Origin of the sequence: Pseudomonas sp. NPDC098747 (assembly GCF_044760045.1) — a bacterium.
In the GTDB taxonomy this organism is placed as follows: Bacteria; Pseudomonadota; Gammaproteobacteria; order Pseudomonadales; family Pseudomonadaceae; genus Aquipseudomonas.
This window is the reverse complement of record NZ_JBIWAL010000003.1, coordinates 165,576-189,086: the sequence shown is the minus strand read 5'-3', so window position 1 is coordinate 189,086 and position 23,511 is coordinate 165,576. Positions and strand designations below refer to the sequence as shown.

The 23,511-nt window shown below is 59.7% G+C and carries 26 protein-coding genes and 1 pseudogene; 18 read left to right on the top strand and 9 right to left on the bottom strand.

Annotated elements, in window-relative coordinates:
- Positions 1 to 110: 110 nt before the first annotated feature.
- The gene (locus ACIQVE_RS03050; RefSeq protein WP_402804388.1) at positions 111 to 524 is read left to right on the top strand and encodes a response regulator; all 414 of its coding nucleotides are present in this window, start codon (positions 111 to 113) and stop codon (positions 522 to 524) included.
- A gap of 77 nt (positions 525 to 601) precedes the next feature.
- Positions 602 to 1,270: an HAD-IA family hydrolase gene (locus tag ACIQVE_RS03045; protein WP_402804387.1), complete on the top strand. Its 669-nt coding sequence runs from the start codon at positions 602 to 604 to the stop codon at positions 1,268 to 1,270.
- A gap of 60 nt (positions 1,271 to 1,330) precedes the next feature.
- Here the strand turns inward: ACIQVE_RS03045 and ACIQVE_RS03040 are convergent, their stop codons facing one another.
- A complete protein-coding gene (locus ACIQVE_RS03040) occupies positions 1,331 to 2,272 on the bottom strand; it encodes a LysR substrate-binding domain-containing protein (RefSeq protein ID WP_402804385.1) in 942 nt (313 codons plus the stop codon).
- 112 nt (positions 2,273 to 2,384) lie between these two features.
- Here ACIQVE_RS03040 and ACIQVE_RS03035 point away from each other — a divergent pair, with 112 nt between their 5' ends.
- The 3 genes from ACIQVE_RS03035 to ACIQVE_RS03025 are packed head-to-tail and all read left to right on the top strand — an operon-like array spanning position 2,385 to position 4,642.
- Complete coding sequence (locus tag ACIQVE_RS03035; RefSeq protein WP_402804383.1) at positions 2,385 to 3,407, top strand: aldo/keto reductase; 1,023 nt, start codon at positions 2,385 to 2,387, stop codon at positions 3,405 to 3,407.
- A complete protein-coding gene (locus ACIQVE_RS03030) occupies positions 3,404 to 4,201 on the top strand; it encodes an SDR family NAD(P)-dependent oxidoreductase (RefSeq protein WP_042559726.1) in 798 nt (265 codons plus the stop codon). Before ACIQVE_RS03035 ends, ACIQVE_RS03030 begins: the two co-directional genes overlap by 4 nt.
- Before the next feature lie 30 nt (positions 4,202 to 4,231).
- A complete protein-coding gene (locus tag ACIQVE_RS03025) occupies positions 4,232 to 4,642 on the top strand; it encodes an SRPBCC family protein (RefSeq protein WP_402804381.1) in 411 nt (136 codons plus the stop codon).
- Positions 4,643 to 4,782: 140 nt separating this feature from the next.
- Here the strand turns inward: ACIQVE_RS03025 and ACIQVE_RS03020 are convergent, their stop codons facing one another.
- Both ACIQVE_RS03020 and ACIQVE_RS03015 read right to left on the bottom strand, forming a co-directional pair.
- Entirely contained in the window at positions 4,783 to 6,177 is a 1,395-nt protein-coding gene (locus tag ACIQVE_RS03020; protein ID WP_402804379.1) for a sensor histidine kinase, read from the bottom strand.
- Positions 6,155 to 6,838: a response regulator transcription factor gene (locus tag ACIQVE_RS03015; protein WP_042559723.1), complete on the bottom strand. Its 684-nt coding sequence runs from the start codon at positions 6,836 to 6,838 to the stop codon at positions 6,155 to 6,157. The genes ACIQVE_RS03020 and ACIQVE_RS03015 overlap by 23 nt, the downstream gene beginning before the upstream one ends.
- 307 nt (positions 6,839 to 7,145) lie before the next feature.
- Here ACIQVE_RS03015 and ACIQVE_RS03010 point away from each other — a divergent pair, with 307 nt between their 5' ends.
- The 5 genes from ACIQVE_RS03010 (at position 7,146) to hcnC (ending at position 12,052) form a co-directional block, all read left to right on the top strand.
- Entirely contained in the window at positions 7,146 to 8,087 is a 942-nt protein-coding gene (locus ACIQVE_RS03010) for a hypothetical protein (protein ID WP_402804376.1), read from the top strand.
- Positions 8,088 to 8,317: 230 nt separating this feature from the next.
- Positions 8,318 to 8,857, top strand: a complete 540-nt coding sequence (locus ACIQVE_RS03005; protein ID WP_402804374.1) for a hypothetical protein — start codon at positions 8,318 to 8,320, stop codon at positions 8,855 to 8,857.
- Positions 8,858 to 9,103: 246 nt separating this feature from the next.
- The gene (locus ACIQVE_RS03000; RefSeq protein ID WP_339479572.1) at positions 9,104 to 9,418 is read left to right on the top strand and encodes a (2Fe-2S)-binding protein; all 315 of its coding nucleotides are present in this window, start codon (positions 9,104 to 9,106) and stop codon (positions 9,416 to 9,418) included.
- Positions 9,415 to 10,824, top strand: a complete 1,410-nt coding sequence (hcnB, locus tag ACIQVE_RS02995) for a cyanide-forming glycine dehydrogenase subunit HcnB (protein ID WP_402804370.1) — start codon at positions 9,415 to 9,417, stop codon at positions 10,822 to 10,824. Before ACIQVE_RS03000 ends, hcnB begins: the two co-directional genes overlap by 4 nt.
- Positions 10,817 to 12,052 (top strand): cyanide-forming glycine dehydrogenase subunit HcnC, encoded by a 1,236-nt coding sequence (gene hcnC, locus ACIQVE_RS02990; RefSeq protein WP_402804367.1) that lies wholly within the window; start codon positions 10,817 to 10,819, stop codon positions 12,050 to 12,052. Before hcnB ends, hcnC begins: the two co-directional genes overlap by 8 nt.
- 243 nt (positions 12,053 to 12,295) lie before the next feature.
- On the opposite strand, the gene ACIQVE_RS02985 is transcribed toward hcnC, so the two are convergent.
- A complete protein-coding gene (locus ACIQVE_RS02985; RefSeq protein WP_402804366.1) occupies positions 12,296 to 14,104 on the bottom strand; it encodes a monovalent cation:proton antiporter-2 (CPA2) family protein in 1,809 nt (602 codons plus the stop codon).
- 211 nt (positions 14,105 to 14,315) lie between these two features.
- Between ACIQVE_RS02985 and ACIQVE_RS02980 the strand changes: the two genes are divergently transcribed.
- From ACIQVE_RS02980 to ACIQVE_RS02970, 3 genes are all read left to right on the top strand, one after another.
- Complete coding sequence (locus ACIQVE_RS02980; protein ID WP_402804364.1) at positions 14,316 to 14,624, top strand: RcnB family protein; 309 nt, start codon at positions 14,316 to 14,318, stop codon at positions 14,622 to 14,624.
- A gap of 101 nt (positions 14,625 to 14,725) precedes the next feature.
- Positions 14,726 to 15,196 carry a hypothetical protein gene (locus ACIQVE_RS02975; protein WP_402804362.1) on the top strand — a complete coding sequence of 157 codons (471 nt, stop codon included), beginning with the start codon at positions 14,726 to 14,728 and terminating at the stop codon, positions 15,194 to 15,196.
- Between the two features lie 89 nt (positions 15,197 to 15,285).
- Positions 15,286 to 15,624: an FKBP-type peptidyl-prolyl cis-trans isomerase gene (locus ACIQVE_RS02970; protein WP_402804361.1), complete on the top strand. Its 339-nt coding sequence runs from the start codon at positions 15,286 to 15,288 to the stop codon at positions 15,622 to 15,624.
- A 212-nt stretch (positions 15,625 to 15,836) separates the two neighbouring features.
- Here the strand turns inward: ACIQVE_RS02970 and ACIQVE_RS02965 are convergent, their stop codons facing one another.
- From ACIQVE_RS02965 to ftrA, 3 genes and pseudogenes are all read right to left on the bottom strand, one after another.
- Positions 15,837 to 16,148 carry a helix-turn-helix domain-containing protein gene (locus tag ACIQVE_RS02965; protein ID WP_402804359.1) on the bottom strand — a complete coding sequence of 104 codons (312 nt, stop codon included), beginning with the start codon at positions 16,146 to 16,148 and terminating at the stop codon, positions 15,837 to 15,839.
- A 2-nt stretch (positions 16,149 to 16,150) separates the two neighbouring features.
- A pseudogene (locus ACIQVE_RS02960) lies at positions 16,151 to 16,340 on the bottom strand (hypothetical protein).
- Between the two features lie 265 nt (positions 16,341 to 16,605).
- Entirely contained in the window at positions 16,606 to 17,580 is a 975-nt protein-coding gene (gene ftrA, locus ACIQVE_RS02955) for a transcriptional regulator FtrA (protein WP_402804357.1), read from the bottom strand.
- A gap of 102 nt (positions 17,581 to 17,682) precedes the next feature.
- Here ftrA and ACIQVE_RS02950 point away from each other — a divergent pair, with 102 nt between their 5' ends.
- The 4 genes from ACIQVE_RS02950 to ACIQVE_RS02935 all read left to right on the top strand — a co-directional run bounded on the left by ACIQVE_RS02950 (position 17,683) and on the right by ACIQVE_RS02935 (position 21,362).
- Entirely contained in the window at positions 17,683 to 18,111 is a 429-nt protein-coding gene (locus ACIQVE_RS02950; protein WP_402804355.1) for a rhodanese-like domain-containing protein, read from the top strand.
- Positions 18,112 to 18,360: 249 nt separating this feature from the next.
- Positions 18,361 to 19,140, top strand: a complete 780-nt coding sequence (locus ACIQVE_RS02945; protein WP_402804353.1) for an ABC transporter substrate-binding protein — start codon at positions 18,361 to 18,363, stop codon at positions 19,138 to 19,140.
- A gap of 201 nt (positions 19,141 to 19,341) precedes the next feature.
- On the top strand, positions 19,342 to 20,454 hold the full coding sequence (locus ACIQVE_RS02940; protein ID WP_402804351.1) for a succinylglutamate desuccinylase/aspartoacylase family protein: 1,113 nt from the start codon (positions 19,342 to 19,344) through the stop codon (positions 20,452 to 20,454).
- A gap of 191 nt (positions 20,455 to 20,645) precedes the next feature.
- Complete coding sequence (locus tag ACIQVE_RS02935; RefSeq protein ID WP_402804349.1) at positions 20,646 to 21,362, top strand: alpha/beta hydrolase; 717 nt, start codon at positions 20,646 to 20,648, stop codon at positions 21,360 to 21,362.
- Here ACIQVE_RS02935 and ACIQVE_RS02930 read toward each other — a convergent pair.
- Complete coding sequence (locus ACIQVE_RS02930; protein WP_402804348.1) at positions 21,352 to 21,915, bottom strand: hypothetical protein; 564 nt, start codon at positions 21,913 to 21,915, stop codon at positions 21,352 to 21,354. The two genes, ACIQVE_RS02935 and ACIQVE_RS02930, sit on opposite strands and share 11 nt — an antisense overlap.
- Positions 21,916 to 21,989: 74 nt before the next feature.
- A complete protein-coding gene (locus ACIQVE_RS02925; protein WP_402804347.1) occupies positions 21,990 to 22,760 on the bottom strand; it encodes a hypothetical protein in 771 nt (256 codons plus the stop codon).
- A gap of 166 nt (positions 22,761 to 22,926) precedes the next feature.
- Here ACIQVE_RS02925 and ACIQVE_RS02920 point away from each other — a divergent pair, with 166 nt between their 5' ends.
- Complete coding sequence (locus ACIQVE_RS02920; protein WP_402804344.1) at positions 22,927 to 23,451, top strand: chalcone isomerase family protein; 525 nt, start codon at positions 22,927 to 22,929, stop codon at positions 23,449 to 23,451.
- Positions 23,452 to 23,511: the final 60 nt, after the last annotated feature.

The following is a 23,511-nucleotide window of genomic DNA, read 5'->3' as shown; positions in this document are numbered from 1 at the left end:
TGGAAAAGACCGGTATCAAAAATGAATTTCTGCAAAAGCCGCCGCTCATACCAGATAAGCAGCGGATTTGAGCCGCTAAATCGTTAATGCAAATCAGGGAGTGCAGTTCCATGTGCCCAACACCGATGGCGGACACGCACCTTCCTGACGGATTGATTCTGGTGGTTGAGGATGATCCGTTGATTCTGGAGTTTCTTTGCGAAATTCTTCAGGAGGAAGGTTTCAAGGTCGAGCCGCGAGCCAGCGCTGACGCGGCATCGATCTATCTGGAGCAGCATGCGCAGCAGGTGGCGTTGTTGCTGACCGATATCACCATGCCCGGCACCCTAAATGGTGCGGATCTGGCCAATCTGGTCGGCGATCGCTGGCCAGATAAACCGGTGATGGTGATGTCTGGCTATGAAACGCCGGAGACGTCAGGGGTCAGGCATCCGGTGGCGTTCATCAAAAAGCCTTGGGCCATTGGCAAGTTACTGGACTGCGTGGAAAGCGCATTGAATCCGAAGCCGCCGCTGCCGCACTGACACGCTGGGTGCAAGGGCCGGGCAAGTGCTACATTGCCGGGCCAACCTGCCAGCCCTTGCCAGAGGATGCGACCCCTTTGTCTGCTCACAATTGTGTTTTCGACCGCGCGTTCGGCGCGTTCCTGTTCGACATGGACGGCACCGTCCTCAATTCCATCGCCGCTGCCGAACGTGTCTGGGCTGAGTGGGCAGTGCGTCACGGCGTGGATGTCGCGACGTTTTTGCCGACCATTCATGGTGCGCGCGCCATCGACACCATCCGACGTCTGAACCTTCCGGGTGTGGACGCCGAGGCGCAAGCGGCGTTTATCGCGCAAGCGGAAATCGAAGACGTTGACGGGATCGTCGAGATTCCCGGCGCGAGGGCGTTTCTCGACAGCCTGCCCGCCGAGCGCTGGGCCATGGTGACGTCGGCCCCGCGGGATCTGGCTTTGCGCCGGATGGCGGCGGCGGGCATTGCCGCGCCTGCCGTGATGATCACTGCCGAGGATGTGCAGGTCGGCAAACCCGATCCTGCCGGTTACCTGCTGGCGGCTAGCCGCCTGGGGCTTGAGCCCGGCGACTGCCTGATCTTCGAAGACGCCACCGTCGGTATCCAGGCCGCCGAAGCCGCAGGTGCGCCGCTGATGATCATTACCACGACGCATCAGCATCCAATTGAAACCTCGCACGCGACCTTGGCCAGTTACGATGCCATCAACGTTCAAGTCGACAGCTACGGCAAACTCCACCTGCAAAAAACCTGACACCATTCCTGAGTCCCAAACAGTCCCTGTGGGAGCGAGCTTGCTCGCGAAAGCGCTGGATCAGTCGACAACGATGCCAGCCATGCCGACGCTTTCGCGAGCAAGCTCGCTCCCACAAGGGACGGTGTCAGTCAGGACTTTGCGAAACGTCTCCACCAACGGCCGCAGATTGATCCGATGCCACGCCGCCCACAGCGGTGTGGTAAACGCCAGCCACGGCAGCTCGCGCAGCACTACGCCCGGCGGCGCGTTGTGGCTCAAGCCTTTTTGAATCATCGCAATCCCCAGCCCCGACGCCACCAGTCCCAGCGCGGTGAACGGCTCGGTGGCCTGCATGCGCACGTCCGGAGTGAAACCGGCGCGGATGCACGCGCTGACGAACTCGTCGCTCGCATCTTGCCTCGGCTGCACGCCGATCCATTCCTGATCGGCCAGATCCGTCGGGTTCAGCGTGGTCTGGCGGGCCAGCGGATGCTGTTCCGGCAATGCCAGCAGCATCGGATCATCCAACACCTGAAACCCAAGCAGATCCGGATCGTCATCGGTCGGCGGTTCGCTCACCAAGGCAATATCGAGACTACGCTGACGCAGTCCTTCCAATTGCTCGGCGGAGCTCAAGTTGTACAGCGCGACATGCACATTGGGCCGATCGACCCGCAGCACGCGCAAGGCGTTGGGCAGTACGCCGGCGTGCATGGCGTTCTCGATGTAGCCGATACACAACCCGCCTTCTTCGCCACGACCCAGACGCTTGCCGAGGGATTCCAGGCGATTGGCATGAGTCAGCAGCGCGCGGGTTTCAGCGAGAAAAGTCTGGCCATCGCGGGTCAGGCGAATGCGCTGCTGGCTGCGCTCGAACAACGTCAGGCCCAGGCGTTCTTCAAGCTGGGCGATTTGCCGGCTCAGTGGCGACTGGGAAATATGCAGGCGTTCCGCTGCGCGGCCGACGTGCTCTTCCTCGGCGACGGCGACGAAGTAGCGCAATTGGCGAATGTCGATCATGTCAGACCTCTAGGGACTCAAGTGCTGCGCATTATGTCTTGGACGGTCTCGACGTCGCAATCTAGGATTTGCTCAACGGTCACGCAGACCACGAACGAATGAGGACAATCCAATGAGCTTGAAAGACAAACTGCCCGGCCAACTGGGCTTCGGCACCGCACCTCTGGGCAATATGTTCCGCGCTATCCCCGAAGAAGAAGCGCAAGCCACCGTGCATGCCGCTTGGGCTGCCGGCGTGCGTTACTTCGACACTGCGCCATTTTATGGTTCGGGCCTGTCGGAGATGCGTTTGGGTGAAGCACTCAAGCGGTACAACCGCGACGACTATGTGCTGAGCAGTAAAGTCGGCCGGGTGATTCTTGATGAAGTCGAAGACGCTGCGGCCCGCGACTTGGGCGAGAAGAGCGGGGTCTTCGAGCACGGTCGCCCGAACAAGATCGTCAACGACTACAGCGCCGACGCGACCCTGCGGTCGATCGAAGACAGCCTCAAACGCCTGCAAACCGATCGCCTCGACATCGTCTGGGTCCACGACATCGCTCAGGACTTCTACGGCGATCAATGGCTGGAATACTTCAATCAGGCCCGCACCGGCGCGTTCAAAGTGCTGACTCGTTTGCGCGAAGAAGGCGTGATCAAGGGTTGGGGGCTGGGCGTGAACAAGGTCGAGCCGTGCGAACTGACGCTGGACCTGACCGAGGCGCAGCCGGATGGCTTCCTGTTGGCCGGTCGCTACACGCTGCTCGACCATGATCGCCCGTTGCAACGCCTGATGGAATCGGCGCTGGCGCAGAACGTTGAAATCGTCGTCGGCGGCCCTTACAGCTCGGGCATTCTGGCGGGCGGCGCGCACTTCGAATACCAGAAGGCCAGCCCTCAAGTCATCGCCAAAGTCGAGCAGATCAAACGCATTGCTGCTGCTTACAACGTTGATGTAAAAGCCGCGGCCCTGCAATTCTCGCTGGCCAATCCAGCGGTCACCGCAGTGATTCCCGGGGCGAGCAAACCGGGGCGGATTGCTGAAGATGTCGCGGCACTGTCGGCGGTGATTCCGGCCGGGTTCTGGCAGGCCATGCGTGAAGCGAAACTGGTGTCCGAGCGCGCACCATTGCCAATCGATGAGGTGAAAGCATGAAGATTGATTTGAGCGGAAAACTGGCGATTGTCAGCGGCAGCACCGCTGGCATTGGCCTGGGCATCAGTCAGTCGCTGGCCGAATCCGGCGCCACGGTGGTGGTGATTGGCCGCGACACGGCCAAGGTCGAACAGGCACTGGCGAGCATTCGCCAGAAAGTGCCGGGCGCGCAATTGCGCGGTTTGACGGCGGATCTGGGCACGGCGCAAGGCGCGGAGAAACTCTTCGCCGCGGAACCGAAAGCCGACATTCTGGTGAACAACCTCGGCATCTTCAATGACGTCGATTTCTTCGACGCACCCGACAGCGAGTGGACACGCTTCTATGAGGTCAACGTGATCTCCGGCGTGCGCCTGGCGCGGCATTATGTGCCGGCGATGGTCGAGCAGGGCTGGGGGCGGGTGATCTTCCTGTCTTCGGAATCCGGGGTGGCGACGCCGGCCGACATGATCAACTATGGCGTGACCAAAAGCGCCAATCTGGCGGTGTCCCACGGCCTGGCCAAACGTCTGGCTGGCACCGGCGTGACGGTCAATGCGATCCTGCCGGGGCCGACCTTCACTGATGGCCTGGAAGAGATGCTCAAGGATGCCGCCGCCGAGTCCGGCCGCAGTCTGCGCGATGAGGCTGACGCGTTTGTGCGCAAGGCCCGTCCGACTTCGATCATCCAGCGCGTGGCTGATGTCGAAGAGGTCGCGCATCTGGTGACGTACATCGCCTCGCCGCTGTCCTCGGCCACCACCGGCGCCGCCCTGCGGGTCGATGGTGGTGTGGTCGACAGCCTGACAATCTGAAATTCGAATTCACGAAGAGAGACGTTATTCATGGCAACTGCATCAGCAACCATCGACATCCCGGCCTCGGCCGATCAGGTCTGGCAATTGATCGGCGGTTTCGACACGCTGCCGGACTGGCTGCCGTTTATTCCCAGCAGCGAACTGAGCGACGGCGGGCGCGTACGCACCTTGAAAACCGCCGATGGCGCGGTGGTGATCGAGCGTCTGCAAACGTTCGATAACGCTGCGAAGACCTACAGCTATTCGATTGAACAGGCACCGTTCCCGGCCACCGATTACCTGGCGACGATCAAGGTTGAAGCCCTAGGGCAGGGCGCGCGGGTGACCTGGTCGGGCCGTTTCACTGCCAAAGGCGTGAGCGATGAGGAAGTTGAAGCGCTGTTCCAAGGCATTTACCAGGGCGGCCTCGAAGCGCTGCGCGCCAACTACCCGGCCTGATTGATCCGACACAAAACCCTGTGGGAGCTGGCTTGCCAGCGATGGCGGTCGACCAGTCAAATTAATATCGACTGATAAACCGCTATCGCTGGCAAGCCAGCTCCCACAGGTGTTGCATCATCTGAAAGATCAGCGGGCATTCAGGATTGCGAAATCAAACTCTGCCGGCAATCGAGCACCAGTTTCGCCCCGCCCACATCACTGCTGCCCACCGCAAGATTGAAGCCATGCAAGCTGACAATCGCCGCCACAATCGACAGCCCCAGACCAAACCCGCCGTCCGGTTGCCCACCCTCGGCGCGATAAAAACGCTGGAACACCGCTTCACGCTCGGCCTCCGGAATGCCCGGTCCTGAGTCGTGCACTTCGATCCGCGTGTGCCCGGCATCATTGACCCCGCGCAAAATCACCGTGCCACCGGGGGGCGTGAACTTGATCGAGTTGCTCAGCAGGTTCGCCAAGGCCTCGAACAGCAATGCCCGATCACCATTGAGCGGCGGCAAGTTCTCCGGCATGTTCAGTTCAAAACGCAGTTCGCCTTCCTCGGCCAGTGGCAGGTAGAACGCGTGCAGTTCCTCCAGCAACACCACCGGATCGAGCTCGACAAAACCTGAGCGACGCTGGCGATCCTCCAGCTCGGAAATCCGCAGCAACCCGCGAAACCGCGCCATCAGCGTGTCCGCCTCGGCCAGCACCAGATCCAGTTGCGCCGCCTCTTGCGAGCCTTCGCCGGCCTGCTGTTGCATGCGATACAACTGCGCGCGCAAACGGGTCAGCGGCGTGCGCAAATCATGGGCGATGTTGTCGCAGACGCCTTTGACTTCGTTCATCAAACGCTCGATGCGCTCAAGCATGGCGTTGACGATGGCGGCGAGCATGTCCAGTTCATCGCGACGATTGGACAGCGGTAAGCGATGGGTCAAGTCTCCGGCGACGATGGACTGCGCACTCACCTGAATCGCCCGGATGCGCCGCAACGGCCGCCGTCGCAGCAAATGCCAACCGGCAATCCCCGGCAGAATCGTCAGCGACACGCCCCAGAACAACGCGTGCAAAATGATCTTGGTTACCGCGAACAGCGAACCGTTATCGCGCAGCAACACCAGCCAGCGGCCATCGCGGGTCTGGGTCGCGACGGCGTCGCAGCTGTCGCTGGGCAAGGTCGGATCGTCGGAGTCGGCGCATTCGGCGAGCATGTGAATCTTGCCATCCAGCGGCAAGCCTTCGGGGATCTGCTGCAAGGCTCCACCGAGGTAGACGCCTTGCGCATCGAACAGGCCGTAGGCGTCGATGCCGCGAATGTCGAAGGTCATGCTGGCGGCGAGGGCGTCTTCCAGTTGCTCACCGCGAAAGTGCGAAAACAGATGCTGACGTTGCATCAGCGAATGTTTGGCGAGGTTGTCCAGGTAGCCGGAAACCTCGTAATACATGACCCCCATGAGAATCGCGCTCCAAGCCACGAACAGCGAACTGTACAGCGCCAGCAAGCGGCTGCTGGAGGAACGCCAGCCGTCAGACGGGTTCGGCAATGACATAACCCGAGCCTCTTACCGTGCGGATCAGCGGCACATTGCCCGCCGCGTCGATCTTTTTGCGCAAACGGCCGATGTGCACGTCGATCAGGTTGGTCCCGGGGTCAAAGTGATAGCCCCAGACCTCTTCGAAAATCATCATCCGCGAGAGAATCTGGCCGCTGTTGCGCATCAGGAATTCCAGCAACTTGTACTCGGTCGGCAGAAGTGTCAGCACTTGTTCGGCGCGGCGTGCCTCGTGGCTGATCAGGTCCAGTTGCAGGTCGGCGACCTGCAACGTGGTGGCCTGGGTGGCGCCGCTGTTCTGCCGGCGCAGCAAAACCTCCACCCGCGCGGCCATCTCGTCGGTGGCGAACGGTTTGGTCAGATAATCATCGCCACCGGCGCGCAAGCCGCGCACGCGCTCGTCGACATCGGAAAGGGCGCTGATCATCAGGATCGGCGTGGCCACGCCCATGGTGCGCAGGGTGGTGACGATGGCCAGACCATCGAGCTCCGGCAGCATGCGGTCGAGGGTGATCAGGTCATAGTTGCCGCTCACGGCACGGTCGAGGCCCTCGCGGCCATTGTCGACCCAATCTACATCAAGGCCGTGGCTGCTCAATTCGGCGACGATTTCCCGGGCAGTCACGGCATCGTCTTCGATGGTCAAAATACGCGTCATAGGGCTGGCCTTGATCGGTTTAAACGGAATGGCAGCATTTTGCCAAGAAATTTCCGTGGCGCTTTAAATTAACTTTCATGTTGGGCTGTCACAAACACAATTTTGGCGCCTGACCGGTCTTGCATGGCCAATGCATAAAACCCGCTGCATTCAGCCGCTTGTTGCAATTTGCAATGGATTGAGAAGTTCATACTTTCTAACTAATTGAAATAAAACGATTTATTCAAAGTTGGTAACTGGCACGGTCACTGCAATTCCTCTTCCGACGAGTTGTAACACCATTTTTCATGCCTGGAGCACTACAACAATGAATAGATCCTCTGAAGGGTTTTATGCTGCCTACGAAGGAGAGTCGAGCAATGTCTCAGGGGTGTCCTGGGGCGCGATCTTCGCGGGTGCTGCGGCGGCCGCTGCACTGTCGATGATTCTGGTGCTGCTTGGCTTTGGTCTGGGATTCTCTGCCGTATCGCCGTGGGCCGGGGAGGGTGTCAGCGCCAAGGGCCTGGGCATTTCAACGATTGTCTGGCTGGCGCTGACGCAAATCATCGCTTCCGGTCTGGGTGGCTACATCGCCGGTCGCCTGCGGGTGAAGTGGGCGAACATGCACGGTGACGAAGTGTATTTCCGCGACACCGCCCATGGCTTCCTCGCTTGGTGTGTGGCGACCTTGGTCACGGCGGTGCTGGTCGTTGGCTCGGTCAGCAGTGTGATCAGCGGCGGCGTGCAGGCCGGTGCCAGTGTTGCCGGTGGTGCAGCGAGTGCCATGACTCAAGCGGCCGGCACCGCTGCAGCCAACACCGACAGCAATCAGTATGGTTACTTCATCGACAGCCTGTTCCGCGATGACCGTCCAGCGTCGGTCAGCGATGACGCCGCACACGGCGCAGTGGCGCGGATCTTCACTCAGAGCCTGGCCAATGGTCAGCTCAGCGCTGAAGACCGCACTTACCTTGCACAACTGATCGCGCAACGTACCAACCTTACTCAGGCCGACGCCGAACGTCGTGTCGATGAGGTTTACGCCCGCACTCAGCAAGCCCTTGCCGACGCCAAGCTCAAAGCTCAGCAAGCCGCTGACACCGCTGCGAAAGTCGCTGCCCTGACTTCGCTGTGGATGTTCGTTGCGCTGCTGGCCGGTGCGTTCTTCGCAAGCTTCGCAGCTACCTTCGGCGGTCGTCGTCGGGATGCGATCGAATACGTCGAAGTCGACACCTACGCCACTACCAACTCACTGCCTCCAGTCCGTTAAAAAGGGAGACTTACCATGCGCTCACTACTGCTGTTTTTCCTCGGTATTCCGATCCCGATCATCATCCTGATTGCACTGTTCGTACACTGATCGATTGCTCTATTGAGGCGCATGCCTCAGCCGCTTCTACCTTCGGGTAGAAGCGGCTTTTTGCTTTCTGGGGGTTCAACAGCGAGAATCTGCGCCGGAAGCGGATTGGCCGCATCCGGTTATGTTTAAGGATGAATGCGTTGGACAAGAAGGAAATCAAACGGCAGTTGGTGGAAATGCTCGAAGCCGGGCGCTCCAAGACCGAAACCTTCAAGGCGCTGTCAGGCGGCAAGGTCAAGGATCGGGTGTTGGCCGCCTGGATCGGTGGTCGTCCGGATCCGGTCCTCATCGAGCGCCATTCACTGAAGATCAAAATCCTCATCGGACTGATGTGCGTTCAGGCAGCGCTCACTGCGTTGGCGGCGTTGACGCTTGGCTATTCGTTCAGCATCGGCGTGGTCTTGAGCATCATGCTGATCGCTGGCGGCATCCCGCTTTTGTTTGCGTGGGGTTTCTACAAAAACTCCGCAGCGGCTTATACCGTCTATGTACTGCTGACACTCAGCCAGATGTCGCGGCTGTTCAAGGGCTACGCTGAGGATCCGGTGTCGACCGCGGTGGCGGTCGGCATCACCCTGGCGCTGGTGTTCTACGTTGCCTGGCTCAAAACGAAATTGTTCCCCGACCTTGGTTTCATCGGTGCGAAGAAGATCAAAGGGCAATTTGTGTTCTCCAACTGACCGACTGATAAACCCCCAGCAGTTTCACTGGCCTGGATCAATATTTCACCGCGCAATATCCCCTACCGTGAAATAACCCGGCCCTTGCTGCTGGATCGACTACATTGCTTGCGCGCGCACCTTGTGCCGCTGACGAAGTAACCCTGCCGGCCCGATAAAGAAACAATCCACACGAGCCGGACAGGTGTAGTGCAGCAAGGAGCTGACGCAAAAATCCCCTGAACCTTTTCACGGATGAACATCGCAATGCACTGCCTAGAAAGAACCTTCGATATCCAGCCCTTGGCGCAGGCGGATATGACCGTGCACATCAACGGTCAACCGGTCACTGCCGCCATCGGCGAAACCGTCCTCAGCGTTATCCAGTCCCTGGGCGTGCGCCAGATCGCGCGCAACGATCACGATCAGGTCAGCGGCGCCTACTGCGGCATGGGCGTGTGCCAGTGTTGCCTGGTGAAAATCAACGGCCGGCATAAACGCCGCGCCTGCCAGACCGTCGTGCGTGACGGCATGCAGATCGAAACCCAGGTCAATCGCATCGCCGGGCAGGAGGTCGTATGAGCCTGCAACCGGTAATCGTCGGCGGCGGTCCGGCGGGGATGGCAGCGGCCACCGAACTGGCGCGCCACGGCGTGCGCTGCACCTTGCTGGAAGAGGCCTCACGCCTCGGTGGTGTGGTCTATCGCGGGCCGCTGCGTGACGGTGTGCAGCTGGATTATCTCGGGCCACGTTACTCCGAAGTGCTGGGCAAACTGCACGGCGAGTTCAAGGAGCAAGCCGGGTTGATCGATGTGCACCTGAATCATCGCGTGGTCGGCGCCGAAGGCACTCGCGCGCTGGTGGTGCTGGACGGTGATGAGCAATTGCACGAGATCGAGTATTCACAATTGTTGTTGTCGGCCGGTTGCCACGAGCGCAGCGTGCCGTTTCCTGGCTGGACGCTGCCGGGGGTAATTTTGCTCGGCGGTCTGCAACTGCAAATCAAAAGTGGTGTGGTCAAGCCGCAAGGCCCGGTGATTATCGCGGGGACTGGCCCACTGCTGCCGCTGGTGGCGACTCAACTGCACGCGTCGGGCGTCAAAGTAGCGGGCGTTTATGAGGCCTGTGCGTTCGGCAAAATCGCCCGCGAAAGCCTGGCGCTGCTCAACAAGCCGCAATTGTTCCTCGACGGCTTGAGCATGCTCGCGTACCTGAAACTACATGGCATCGCGATGAACTACGGCTGGGGTGTGGTCGAAGCGCACGGCGAAGGCGAACTGAAAAGCGTCAGTGTGGCGCCGTACTCGAACACCTGGGCGCCGGACATGTCCCGTGTCGAGCGCTTCGAGGCGCAGACTTTGGCGGTTGGTTACGGCTTCATTCCGCGCACGCAACTCAGTCAGCAAATGGGCCTGGATCACGGCTTCAGCGACGACGGTTATCTGCGCGCTCATTCTAATATCTGGCAGCAAAGCAACCAGCCTCACATCCATCTGGCTGGCGACATGGGCGGGATTCGCGGTGGCGAAGCGGCGATGCTGGCCGGCAAGATCGCGGCGACGTCAATGCTGCTGCAACGCGGTGTGCTCGAAGAGGATCTGGCGCAGGTTCGCCGCGACCGATACCTGGGCAAACTCAAAGCCATCGTGCGTTTTCGCGCGGCGGTGGATCGCTACACCGAACGCGGCGTCGGCCAGACTGCATTGCCGAACGCCGACACGGTGATTTGCCGCTGCGAACACGCGACCCGCGCCGACATCGACCGAGCGCTGGAGCAGGGCGTGCAAGACATCGCCAGCCTGAAAATGCGCACCCGCGTGAGCATGGGCGATTGCCAGGGGCGGATGTGCGTCGGCTATTGCAGCGACCGCTTGCGCCAGGCCACCGGACGCCAGGATGTCGGCTGGCTGCGCCCGCGTTTCCCGATTGATCCGATTCCTTTTTCCGCGTTCCAGTCTGTCGGCACGGAGGCCGCTTCCCATGAGTAAGTTCTACGACGTGGTCATCGCCGGCGGCGGTGTGATCGGGGCGTCCTGCGCCTATCAACTGTCCAAGCGCAAAAACCTCAAGGTTGCCCTGATCGACGCCAAGCGTCCGGGCAACGCGACGCGCGCTTCGGCCGGTGGTTTGTGGGCGATCGGCGAGTCGGTGGGCCTGGGGTGCGGGGTGATTTTCTTCCGCATGATGTCGGCCAACCGCAAGCGCGAAACCCAGGGCGCGGCGGTGGCGGTGGACGCCAGCACGCCGCACATCCTGCCGGAGTCGTTCTTTGATTTCGCCTTGCAGTCCAACGCGCTGTACCCGGCACTGCACCGTGAGTTGAAAGACAACCACGGCATGGATTTCAAGTTCGAAAAGACCGGACTGAAGTTCGTGATTTATGACGATGAAGACCGGCTCTACGCTGAACACATCGTCGGCTGCATTCCGCATCTGGCCGATCAGGTGCGCTGGCTCGATCAAGCTGCACTGCGCGAAGCCGAACCCAGCGTCAGCCATGAAGCACGCGGGGCGCTGGAGTTCCTCTGTGACCATCAGGTCAGCCCGTTCCGCCTCGCCGACGCCTACATGGAAGGCGCGCGGCAGAACGGAGTCGATATCTTCGTCAACACTAACGTCACCGGCGTGTTGCACCACGGCACACGGGTGACCGGCGTGCAGACGGTCGAGGAGGGCGTGTTCCACTGCAAGACGCTGATCAACGCCGGCGGTGCCTGGGCGGCGGATTTGAGCGAATGGGCCACCGGCATCCGCATTCCGGTCAATCCGGTAAAAGGTCAGATTCTGCTGACCGAGCGCATGCCGAAAATCCTCAACGGCTGCCTCACCACCAGTGACTGCTACGTGGCGCAAAAGGACAACGGCGAGATCCTGATCGGCAGCACCACCGAAGACAAAGGCTTCGACGTCACCACCACCTACCCGGAAATTGCCGGGCTGGTGCAGGGGGCGGTGCGCTGCTTGCCGGAGCTGGCGGACGTCAACCTCAAACGCACCTGGGCCGGTTTGCGTCCGGGGTCGCCGGATGAGTTGCCGATTCTGGGGCCGATGCGTGGGGTAGGCGGGTATTTGAATGCCTGCGGACACTTCCGCACCGGGATTCTGACCTCGGCGATTACTGGCGTGCTGCTGGACAAACTGGTCAACGACGAGCCGCTGCCGTTGGACATCACGCCGTTTCTGGCGGATCGGTTTGAGACTGCGCCGGACAAGTAAGCGCTCGAATTAGAACCTGCCTGATCCAAGCAAAATTGATGGTGAATGTGCCGGCCTCATCGCTGGCAAGCCAGCTCCCACAGTGGTCGAGTCGTACCGAAATTCTATATACGACGCTGAAACCTGAGGGGACTTGCAAGCCAGCTCACACAGTGACTGCGGCGTACCGAAATTCTTTATACGGCGCCGAACCCTGTGGGAGCTGGCTTGCCAGCGATGGCGGTCTGCGCGGCGCCTGATCTCTCAGGTCTTGCGCGATTCTTCTTCAAGTTGATCCGACTCAAACAACCGAGCCAGTTCCGCCCGGGCTTCCTGGGCGGTTTGCAGGACTTTGGTTGCGTCGTCGTACACCGCGTGTTGCGCCTCCAGCACCTGTTCGTCGTGGTGCTTGAAGCGCTTGATTCGCGCATCGGCCTGGGCCTGGGTCAGCCCTAGACCAACCAGCGTGCGCCGGCTCATTTCCAGGCTTGAATAGTACGTCTCACGAATTGCCTCGGCGCCGACATCCACCAAGCGGTGAACGTGCTGACGGTTACGTGCCCGGGCGATGATCTTCATGTGTGGGTAAAGCTTGCGTACCACCTCGGCGGTCTTGATGTTCGTCTCCGGATCATCCGTGGCAATCACAAAATATTCCGCCTCGCCCACCTTGGCCGCATTGAGAATTTCCGGGCGCATCGGGTCGCCATAGAAAACCGGTACACCGCCGAAACTGCGCGACAGCTCGATGGTTTCCACCGAGGTATCGAGGGCGACAAACTTGATGTTCTGCGCGCGCAGAATCCGCGCAACGATCTGCCCCATCCGGCCCATGCCGGCGATCACCACGCGTGGGGTATCCGCGTCGATCTCGCGGAATTTCTCGGGCACTTCCACCGGTTGCACTTTGGGGCTGACCAGCCTTGCGCAGATCAACAGCAACAATGGCGTCACCGCCATCGACAGGGTGATGGTCAGCACCAGCAGGTCATACAGGCGCGGCTCGAACAGACCCTGATCGCGCCCGATCTTGAACACCACAAACGCGAACTCACCGCCCGCCGCGAGCACGATGCCGAGGCGAATCGCACTGATCTTGTTCAAACCGCCGGCCAGTCGCCCGACTACAAACAGCAGCGGCAACTTCAAACCGATCAACAGCAGTGTCAACCCCAGCACGGTAAACGGTGCGTTGAGCAGCAGACTCAGGTTGGCACCCATGCCGACGCTGATGAAAAACAGCCCGAGCAACAGGCCTTTGAACGGTTCGATCTGCGCTTCCAGTTCATGGCGATACTCGGAATCGGCCAGCAGCAACCCGGCAAGAAACGCCCCGAGGGCCATCGACACGCCGACCAGATCCATCAGCCACGCCGTGCCGATCACCACCAGCAGTGCGGTAGCGGTCGAGACTTCCGGCAGACCGGTTTTCGCCACCACGCGAAACACCGGCCGCAGTAGATAGCGCCCGCCGATCACCACCACGGCAATTCCGCCGAGCACCTGCAGACTGTGCCGTATATCGTCGGCAGTGCTGGTGTGATGATCGACACCGGCGAGCATCGGCACCAGCGCGATCAACGGGATCGCGGCGATGTCCTGAAACAGCAGAATGGCAAACGCCAGGCGCCCGTGGGGGCTGGTCAGTTCCTTGCGCTCGGCGAGGCTTTGCAGGCCGAACGCGGTGGACGACAGCGCCAGACCGAGGCCCAGCACAATCGCGCTGTTCAGCGGCTGACCGAACACGAACAGCGCCAGCACGCCGATCACCGACGCGGTCAGCAGCACCTGCGCCAGACCGACACCGAACACCGATTTGCGCATCACCCACAAGCGTCGCGGCGACAGCTCAAGGCCAATGATGAACAGCAGCAACACCACGCCCAGCTCCGAGATGTGCGCCACGCTCTGCGGATTGCCGATCAGACCCAGCACCGACGGGCCGATGATCACCCCGGCAAGCAGATAACCAATCACCGCGCCCAATTGCAGACGCTTGGCCAGAGGCACGGTGAGCACTGCCGCGAACAGAAAGACAACGGCGGCTTGCAACAGATTGCCTTCATGGGGCATGGGGTTACTCCTGACAACGGTACGGCGGGGGCGAGAAGGATAAGGGTTGAATCGATTCAAGATCCACAGAAAATCCCCTGTAGGAGTGAGCCTGCTCGCGACGTCCTGTGTGGCGACAAAAAACTCCCGGCCAGTCCAGACAAAATACAAGGAATGATTTCACCGCCACGCAGTCGGAGTTCAGGTAGCACATTTCTCAGGAGGTTCACCGATGAACAGCAAAACCCTAATCGCCAGCCTGGCCCTTGTCGCCGGCATTGCCGGGATCAGCCCACTTGTTCAAGCGGCGCAAACCTCGAACGATCCCTCCGTCCAATCCCCGGTCAGCGACCGTGAATTGAAGGTCAACGACCGCGCGCCAGACGTTTATCAACGCAGCGACAAAGCCCTGAAAAACTGGAAAGCGAAAGGTTTGAAAGCACCGATCGAACAGGCGCAGTGGGTGCAGATCAATGACAAGTACGTGATGGTGATGATCACCAACGGGACGATTGTCGAGATGCAGCCGGTAGAGCGTTAAACCACCGGGCAACAATTGGCCAAGGAAGGCGGATTGCAATCGAGCGCCGTTAGGGTAAAAAGCGTGGGGTGTTTGAATGACTGGATGTCAGGAGCAATGGGTTGGACAAAAAACCTCTTTATCGCAAAGTGAATACTACTGCCCACAACGTTTGGCGTAACAACGCGGGTGGGCATTATCGCCACGAGCGCAATACCAAGGCTGAAATAAAAAGTGAGGCCTTGCGAGGCAAGATGCACGGCACCAAGCTGCATGGTTACGATTACACGCCGCTATTTCGCTTTCTTTTATCTCGCGTCGGTGGCGGTTGGGATGAGATTTACAGCGAAGCGGTGTCTCGGCTGGATCGGCCGGAACCGATCTTCTGGATGGTTGCCATTCATGAAGACGACCGTAAGGACATCGTGCGCCTGGGTGAGTCGAGCTACTTTAACGGTCTCTACGTCGATGAGCAAAAACGCCTGAACATCGTCAATCCGGATTTGAAGGGTGAAGAGATGACGCCGAGTTGCCAATGCTGCACCCACACCTTCAATGGCTTCGTTTTTGGCCTGCGGGATGAACTGAGCTGATTACCCAACCGTTGATCTTCGCTTAATGGTTGCCATTGACCGGCAATTTTGGGAGAACGGCGGCGAGCTGATCCATAGAGTGAAATGTGATGAATGATGAACTGCAGGTAATCGATCTTCAGGTGGGCGAGGGCAAAGCTGCCGTTAAAGGCGCGCTGATCACCACTCAATATACCGGTTGGCTGGAAGACGGCACCGAGTTCGATTCTTCCTACAGCCGAGGCAAACCTTTTCAGTGTGTGATTGGCACTGGTCGCGTGATCAAGGGCTGGGATCAGGGCCTGATGGGCATGCAGGTGGGCGGTAAACGCAAACTGCTGGTGCCGGCGCATCTGGGGTATGGCGAGCGAACCATGGGCAAGATTCCGCCGAATTCGAATCTGGTGTTCGAGATTGAGTTGCTGGAGGTTTTGACGCGGGAGGATTGAGGCTGGCGTCGGCGTTCGTTTTCCCTTTTAGTCACGACGACAAGGGCAGCATCGAGTCATCCAACGAGCCGCTGAACTCGCTGGATGCTGTGGAGGTTTATCTCAGGGCACATACGCCGTTTATCCTCTCAGACTTTCGGCGGTGAATGTGTCGACGTCTTCGCGAGCAATTTCCGCTGGTTCGATGCAATGCCTCTGTGAGCGGGCGACTGTCAGGCCCACTGCACCGGTGGGTTCAGCGGGAAGCAGATGTCCACCTCCAACTTTGCTGCGGCTGACAGATTGACCAACGCATCCAGAGAGAACTTGTCGATCTTGCCGTTGAGTACATCGTTCAGGCGTGGCTGACTGATCCCCAGTCGTCTGGCTGAATCCTTTTGTGGAAGCTCCCAGGCGCGAATGGTCTCGCAAAGTGTGCGCATCAGTTTGGCCCGCAAACGCATATTGGCGGCCTCCTGCGGGGTATCTTCCAGTGCATCCCAGACGCTGGAGAAGCGCTCGGAAGCGATTTGATGATCCTTCATGGCTAAATGATCTCCTGGTATCTGGCGCGTGCCAATTCGATATCTCGCGTTTCAGTTTTGCGGGTGGTCTTGTGCATGGCGTGCAGCACATAGATCCAACTGAAATCCCGCAGCTCTGCGAGCATCGATCGGGAAAGCTTTCAGATCCTTGAGCTCGGTCCCGACAAACACCACATCCTTGTGACTTGGCATCGACTTCTCCTGTTTTGACAGGAAAAGCCTAATCGCTCAGCGCGAGTCGTGATGCGGCGGTGTGTTGCAAGGCATGGCAGAAATCACCTGATCATCAGGTTATATCGGATTCGATATAAATCAAGCCCCTTATGGATTTCCAAATATTCGGCTCCAGACAGGGATATCTTCGTGAGCTGATTTTCAACGTTGTCCACATGAACCGATCACGCCGCAGATCCACTGTAGGAGTGAGCACGCTCGCGAAGAAACTCTCAAAATCTCTTCAAGAATCGGCTCCGACCCCACCCCCAAACCGCTCCCGATACACCGACGGCGGCACCCCGACCACCCCGCGAAACGCCACCCGGAAACTCTCCACCGACCGATAACCGCAGCGCTCGGCGATCTGCTCGGTGTTTTGCGTTGTGCTTTCCAGCAACTCCCGCGCCCGGGCCAGGCGTTCATGCTGCAACCACGCCTTGGGCGATTGGCCGCTGGCCTCGGTGAAGCGCCGCAAAAACGTCCGCTCACTCATCGCCGCTTCACTCGCCAGGTCACGCACCTCCAACGGCTCATGCAAGCGCTCGCGGGCCCACTGCATCACGCGCGATAAATCGTTGCGCGGTGTCTGGCTGACGGGGGTCGGAATGAATTGCGCCTGACCACCTGTCCGCTGCGGCGACATCACCAGGCGTCGCGCCACCGAGTTGGCGACCTGCGTGCCGAAGTCCCGCGCGACCAGATGCAGGCAGGCGTCGATGCCGGCCGCGCTGCCCGCCGAGGTGATCAATTGGCCTGAGTCGACGTAGAGCACGTCTGGATCGACCGCAATCGCCGGAAAGCGCTGTGCCAGTTCGCTGGTGTAGCGCCAATGGGTGGTGGCGCCGTGCCCGTCGAGCAAGCCGCTGGCTGCCAGTACAAAAACGCCAGAGCAGATCGACAGCAGCCGCGCGCCTCGGGCGTGGGCCTGACGCAGTGCGTCGATCAATGGCGCAGGCACCGAGGCATTCCGGTCGCGCCAGCCGGGGATGATGATGGTGCGGGCCTCGGCCAGCAGCTCAAGCCCCCCGTCAGCCAGCACCTGAATTCCGCCCATGGCGCGCATCGGGCCTTGATCGACTGCCGCAATTGCATGCTCGTACCACGGGAAATCGAACTCCGGCCGGGCCAGGCCGAAGATCTCCACGGCAATGCCGAACTCGAAAGTACAGAGGCCGTCGTAGACCAGAATGGCGACCAAACCTGGTGATGTGGGCATTTGGCGGAAAATTCCCGGTGAGTGTCTTGTTCGCCACTGTAGCGATAAGCGCTGGCTGGATAAAGTCTGTTCATACCCACCCAGATGTAGGAGCAACAACGCATGACCAGCCTGGTTCGCGAAATTCCTGCCGCCCCGTCGGCGATTGCCCTGATGCATTTCAGCAACCGTCTGACCTTCGAAACCGATTGTTCCGACGTGTTCAGCAGCCAAGAGGCCGGCGAGGTCGACTTTGTCCTGATCGATGTGCGCGGGCCACTGGCCTTCGAGCGAGGTCATGTACCGGGCGCGATCAATATTCCAACGCGGCTGCTGACGATTGATGGATTGGCGAGTTACCCGAAAACCACGCTGTTCGTGGTCTATTGCGCCGGCCCGCATTGCAATGGCGCTAACAAGGCTGCGGTGAAGCTGGCGGCGCTGGGTTACCCGGTCAAAGAGATGATCGGCGGCGTGACGGGGTGGCTGGACGAAGGGTTTGAACTGAGCGTGACGCAAACCGGAAAAACCCCCATTAGCTGCGACTGCTGAGTCAGTTATCACGATAATTGTTGTACCGATTGAGGGCTTGTCCTACAGCCTTTGCACCACGACGGCGCACCTGTTGACCTTGGTCAATCAGTGCGCCGAATTTCTGTAAGTAATTGTCGCTTGAAAACAATTTACCCTGTGCGCGCCGCCATAGACTGCCGGCCACTTCGGTTTTTTGCCGCTATATGGCCATGACCGAACGCTGAGTCGAAAGCTGCCAATAAGAACCTCCGCACACAGGAGTAATAAATGAAGAAGCTAGTGATGTTCGGTGCCCTGGCACTGTCGATGTTGTCCCTGACCGCTGTGGCCGAAGACGCCAAGCCGATCCGCATCGGTATCGAAGCCGGTTACCCGCCATTCTCGATGAAAACCCCTGACGGCAAACTCACCGGTTTTGACGTGGATATCGGCGATGCGCTGTGTGAGCAGATGAAAGTCAAATGCACCTGGGTCGAGCAAGAATTCGATGGCCTGATCCCGGCGCTGAAAGTGAAAAAAATCGACGCGATCCTGTCCTCGATGACCATCACTGACGACCGCAAGAAAAACGTCGATTTCACCATCAAGTACTACCACACACCGGCCCGCTTCGTGATGAAGGCAGGCTCCAACGTCACCGATCCGCTGACTCAGCTCAAAGGCAAGAAAGTCGGTGTACTGCGTGCCAGTACCCACGACCGTTTCGCCACTGAAGTGCTGGTCCCGGCCGGGATCGATCTGGTGCGTTACGGTTCGCAGCAGGAAGCTAACCTCGACATGACGTCTGGTCGTCTTGATGCGATGCTGGCCGACTCGGTCAACCTCAGCGACGGTTTCCTGAAAACCGACTCCGGTAAAGGCTTTGAGTTCGTCGGCCCGACCTACGAAGACGCCAAATACTTCGGCGGCGGCGCCGGGATTGCTGTGCGCAAGGGCGATGCCGCTCTGGCTGAGCAGTTCAACAAAGCCATCACCGAAATCCGCGCCAACGGCAAGTACAAGCAAGTGCAAGACAAGTACTTCGACTTTGACGTGTACGGCCATTAATACGCCGTGAAAAAAGTGGCCCCGTTTGCGCGGTGACCACTTTTTTTATGCCCGCGAGATGTGAGATGAGAACCTTGTGGGAGCGAGCTTGCTCGCGAATACGGTTTAACATTCAACATCTTCGTTGACTGATACGCCGCCTTCGCGAGCAAGCTCGCTCCCACAGGCGTTTTTCGCCAATTTGGTACTCAGGAGTTACTCATGCAACGCATCGACCATCTGCTGCCCTGGAGCCACTTGGGCAGTGAGCGCTCACTCAGTGTGTTCCGTTACGGCGCGGGTGCCCGCAAGGTTTACATCCAGGCCAGTTTGCACGCCGATGAACTGCCGGGCATGCGCACTGCGTGGGAACTCAAGAAACGCCTGAACGAACTTGAAGCGCAGGGACGTTTGCAAGGTGTGATCGAGCTGGTGCCGGTGGCTAACCCGATCGGGCTCGACCAGCATCTGCAAGGCAATCACATGGGCCGCTTCGAGTTGGGCAGCGGCAAGAACTTCAACCGCGCATTTGTTGAACTCAGCGCACCGGTGGCAGCGCTGATCGGCGAGCGTCTGGGGACTGACGCCGAAGCCAACATTGCCTTGATTCGCCAGACCATGGGCCAGGTTTTCGATGAGCTGCCGGCACCGGCCTCGCAATTGGAGGCGCTGCACCGCTTGCTCCTGCGGCACGCCTGTGACGCTGACATCACCCTCGATCTGCACTGTGATTTCGACGCCGCGATTCACCTTTACGCGCTGCCGCAGCACTGGCCGCAGTGGCAGTCGCTGGCGGCGCGCCTGAAGGCTGGCGTGGCGTTGTTGTGTGAAGATTCCGGCGGCAGTTCGTTCGATGAATCCTGCTCGACGCCGTGGTTACGCCTGGCGCGAGCCTTCCCGAACGCGGCGATTCCAGCGGCCAACCTTGCGACCACGCTGGAGCTGGGCAGCATGGGCGATACCCGGGTCGATCAGGCTCAGGCCAATTGCGAGGCGATTCTCGGGTTTCTGGCGGAACAGGGTTTCATCAGTGGTGAATGGTCGCTGGCGCCGAGTGAATGCTGTGAAGGCATGCCGTTCGAAGGCACCGAATACCTGTTCGCGCCGCACCATGGCGTGGTGAGTTTTCTGCGCACGGCGGGCGAGTGGGTAGAGCAGGGTGATGCGTTGTTCGAGGTGGTTGATCCGTTGCAGGATTTGGTCACCACCGTGCGTGCCGGCACCAGTGGGGTGTTGTTTGCGATTGATCGCGGGCGCTATACCGAGCCTGGGATCTGGCAGGCGAAAGTGGCGGGGCGGGTGCCGTTTCGCACGGGCAAACTGAATAACGACTGACAGACCTTCGTTAAATTTTCCGGCCCCTTCGCGAGCAAGCTCGCTCCCACATTAGATGTGAGCTGTTCACAAATCCAATGTGGGAGCGAGCTTGCTCGCGAAGGGGCAATAAGCAACACCACAACATTTGGATCCTTGCTTCAGGATGTTAGGCTCCCCACCGAACCCTGCACCCTGTGAAGGAAGGCTTTATGTTGAAGGTGTTTGCTCTGTTGACCCTCCTGGCGTCCACCGCCGTCCATGCTCAAACCACGCTGCAATCCGATCTGCCACTCAAGTACATCGAACAGGTTCACCCTGACGCCGATCCGCGTCCGCTGGTGATTTTCCTGCACGGTTACGGCAGCAATGAGGCCGATCTGATCGGCATGAAGTTCCAGCTGCCGGCGCAATACAACTACCTCTCAGTGCAGGCACCGCTGGCGTTGGGCGAAGGGCGTTTCCAATGGTTTCGCAAGAAGGGCGAAGGTGCCTACAACGGCGAGACCGATGATCTGAAGGTTAGCGGCCAAAAGCTTCGGGATTTTGTCGCACAAGCGGCGAAGAAATATCACGCTGCCCCGCAGAAGGTTTACCTGATCGGTTTCAGCCAGGGCGCGATGATGACCTACGAGGTGGGATTGCGGCCGCCCATGGCGGTGGGCGGTATTGCGGCGTTGAGCGGACGTTTATTGCCGGTGTTGAAAGCCGAACTCAAATCCGAGCAACAACCGCTGCCACTGAACATCTTCATCGGCCACGGCACTGCCGACGATCGTGTGCCGTACCGCGACGGCACCGAAGCCAATGCGTTGCTGCAAAAGCTTGCGTACAAGCCGCAGTTTCACGCCTATCCGGGCATTGGCCACAGCATCACTGCGGCCGAATTGCGCGACTTGAACGCCTGGCTGCAACAGCTCAATCCTTGATGATGGTTTTCACCAGCGCATCGTGACCTTTCTTGTCGCTGACCCGGGAGATCACCTGAACCAGCGCCATGCGCGTACCGGAACCGGCCATCAACGTCGTGTTGAGGGTCTGGCCGCCGCCCTGGCTGGCGGTGCTGTCGACCTGACGCAGGCCCAGGCCTGTGCCTTTTTGGGTCAGGCTTTTTTCGCTGAGTTTGTTGAAGTCCGGCAGCGCTTTGCGCTGGGCTTCGATGAAATCGGACACGCTGCCGTCGAGGAACTCGCTGTCGTTGTCCTTGACGTTGCTGCCTTCGGGGATCTGGTTTTCTGCGGCGATCACCACGGTTTTGCTGGTCTGGTTGGTGTACATCGTGCCTTTGGCGCCGGTCGGACTGGCCGGTAGCGGTTCGGCAACGAAGCCTTTGGGCAAGGTGAAAGTGAATTTGCCGCCCAGCATCGAGACCTTCTCGGTGGCGGCTTTTTCCTTGGCCGTGGCCGCATGAGCGTTGATGGCGCCGAGGCCGGCAACCGCCGCCAGCAACAGGACGACGGCTTTCTTGCTCAACAATGACATGTAAATCTCCGGGAAGTGGTCGTGCCAGGCGGGCGATCATCCCACGCAGCGCCTCGGTACTCCAGCCCGTCTCGTCAGGCTTGAGGTTGCGGTGCCGGTTTGGCCAGCAGCTTGCGCGTGACGCCGAGCATTGCCACCGACACGGCGACGCCGAGGGCGAATCCGCTGAGACCCAGACTTGACAAGGTCAGCGCTGACACCAGGCAAAACGCCGAAAACGAGTACATCCCGGTCGCTGTCGCTCGCAACAACGCCGCCGTGAACTCAGGGCCGCGCGTCTGCTGGGAAAACACCGCCATGACACTGCCAAGCACCGGGAATACTGCGAGCAATCCGCTCCAGCGTTCGCCGACGGTGCTGGCCAGCATCGTCACCAACAGCGTCAACGCAGCGCCGGCGATCATCCGCCAGATCAGCTTGTCCGACTTCGGCGCCGGGCTGTTCAACACCGGTTGCACGTTGGGAAACAGATAGGGAGCGGCCAGCAAAGCAACTGCCGCCGCCGCTACGGAAAAGGGCAGTGACGCGGGGATCAGCGACAGCACCAGCGCCAGCGCAGCCCAGACAGCCAGCGAAGCACTCAGTGCCCACGGCCAGTTCGCCCGTTGCGCGACCTGCGCATAGGTGATGCAGAAGGCAATCATGGCGAACATCGCCGACAACGCGGCCACTGCTGATTGCGCGGCAAATTGCGGCCCCTGTTCGATGGCCAGGAAAAACAGAATCGGCCCGACCACCACCGGCAACCCCGACAGCCACCCGGCCACGCTCGGCCCCCAACGCTTGCCGGCCAACGAAATCAGCAGCAGAAAACCGGGAATCAGCAACAGTTTGAGGATCAGCACGCAGGTGTCTCCGTCGGGTGAGAGAGGGCCACCGTAGCATTGCCAGACGCCGATTGCTGCAAGTTTTAGGAGGTTTTGTATACAGGTTTCCGATGCGATATCCGGCTATGCTTCGACTATCAGGGCCACTGCCGGAGTCGATGCTGCAATGAACAGAGCGCTGAAGATGAAGATGTTACGTGGATGCTGCGGCATCGGCCTGTGGTCTTTGCTACTCACCCCCGCCTGGGCCAATTGGCAGGACGCGGTGCCGGGCGCGCAAATCATTGGCCGGGGCGAATTCAGCGTGTTCGGCTTCGACGTGTATAACGCACGTTTATGGAGTGCCTCGCGTCCGTTGGTGGACGGCCAGCCTTTCGCTTTGGAGCTTATCTACCAGCGCAAAATTTCCCGGGACGATCTGGTGCAGGCCAGCGTCGATGAAATCAAACGACTGGCCGGCAATACGGTCAGCCCTGCGCAACTTGCCGCATGGCAGGTTCAGATGCAGCAATCGTTCGTCGATGTGCAGGCTGGCACGCGCATCACCGGGGTTTACCTGCCGGGGCAGGGCGCGCGGTTTTTTGTTGGCCAGCAGTTTCAGCACGAGATTAATGATCCGCGGTTTGCCAGGGCGTTTTTTGATATCTGGCTGGACCCACGAACGCGCAACCCTGAGTTGCGCGAGCAGTTGTTGGGTGCGAGTCGCTGAAGAAGCCTCATCTCACAAGGGGATTTGTGAGCGACGCAGGTCCAGTGTGGGAGCGAGCCT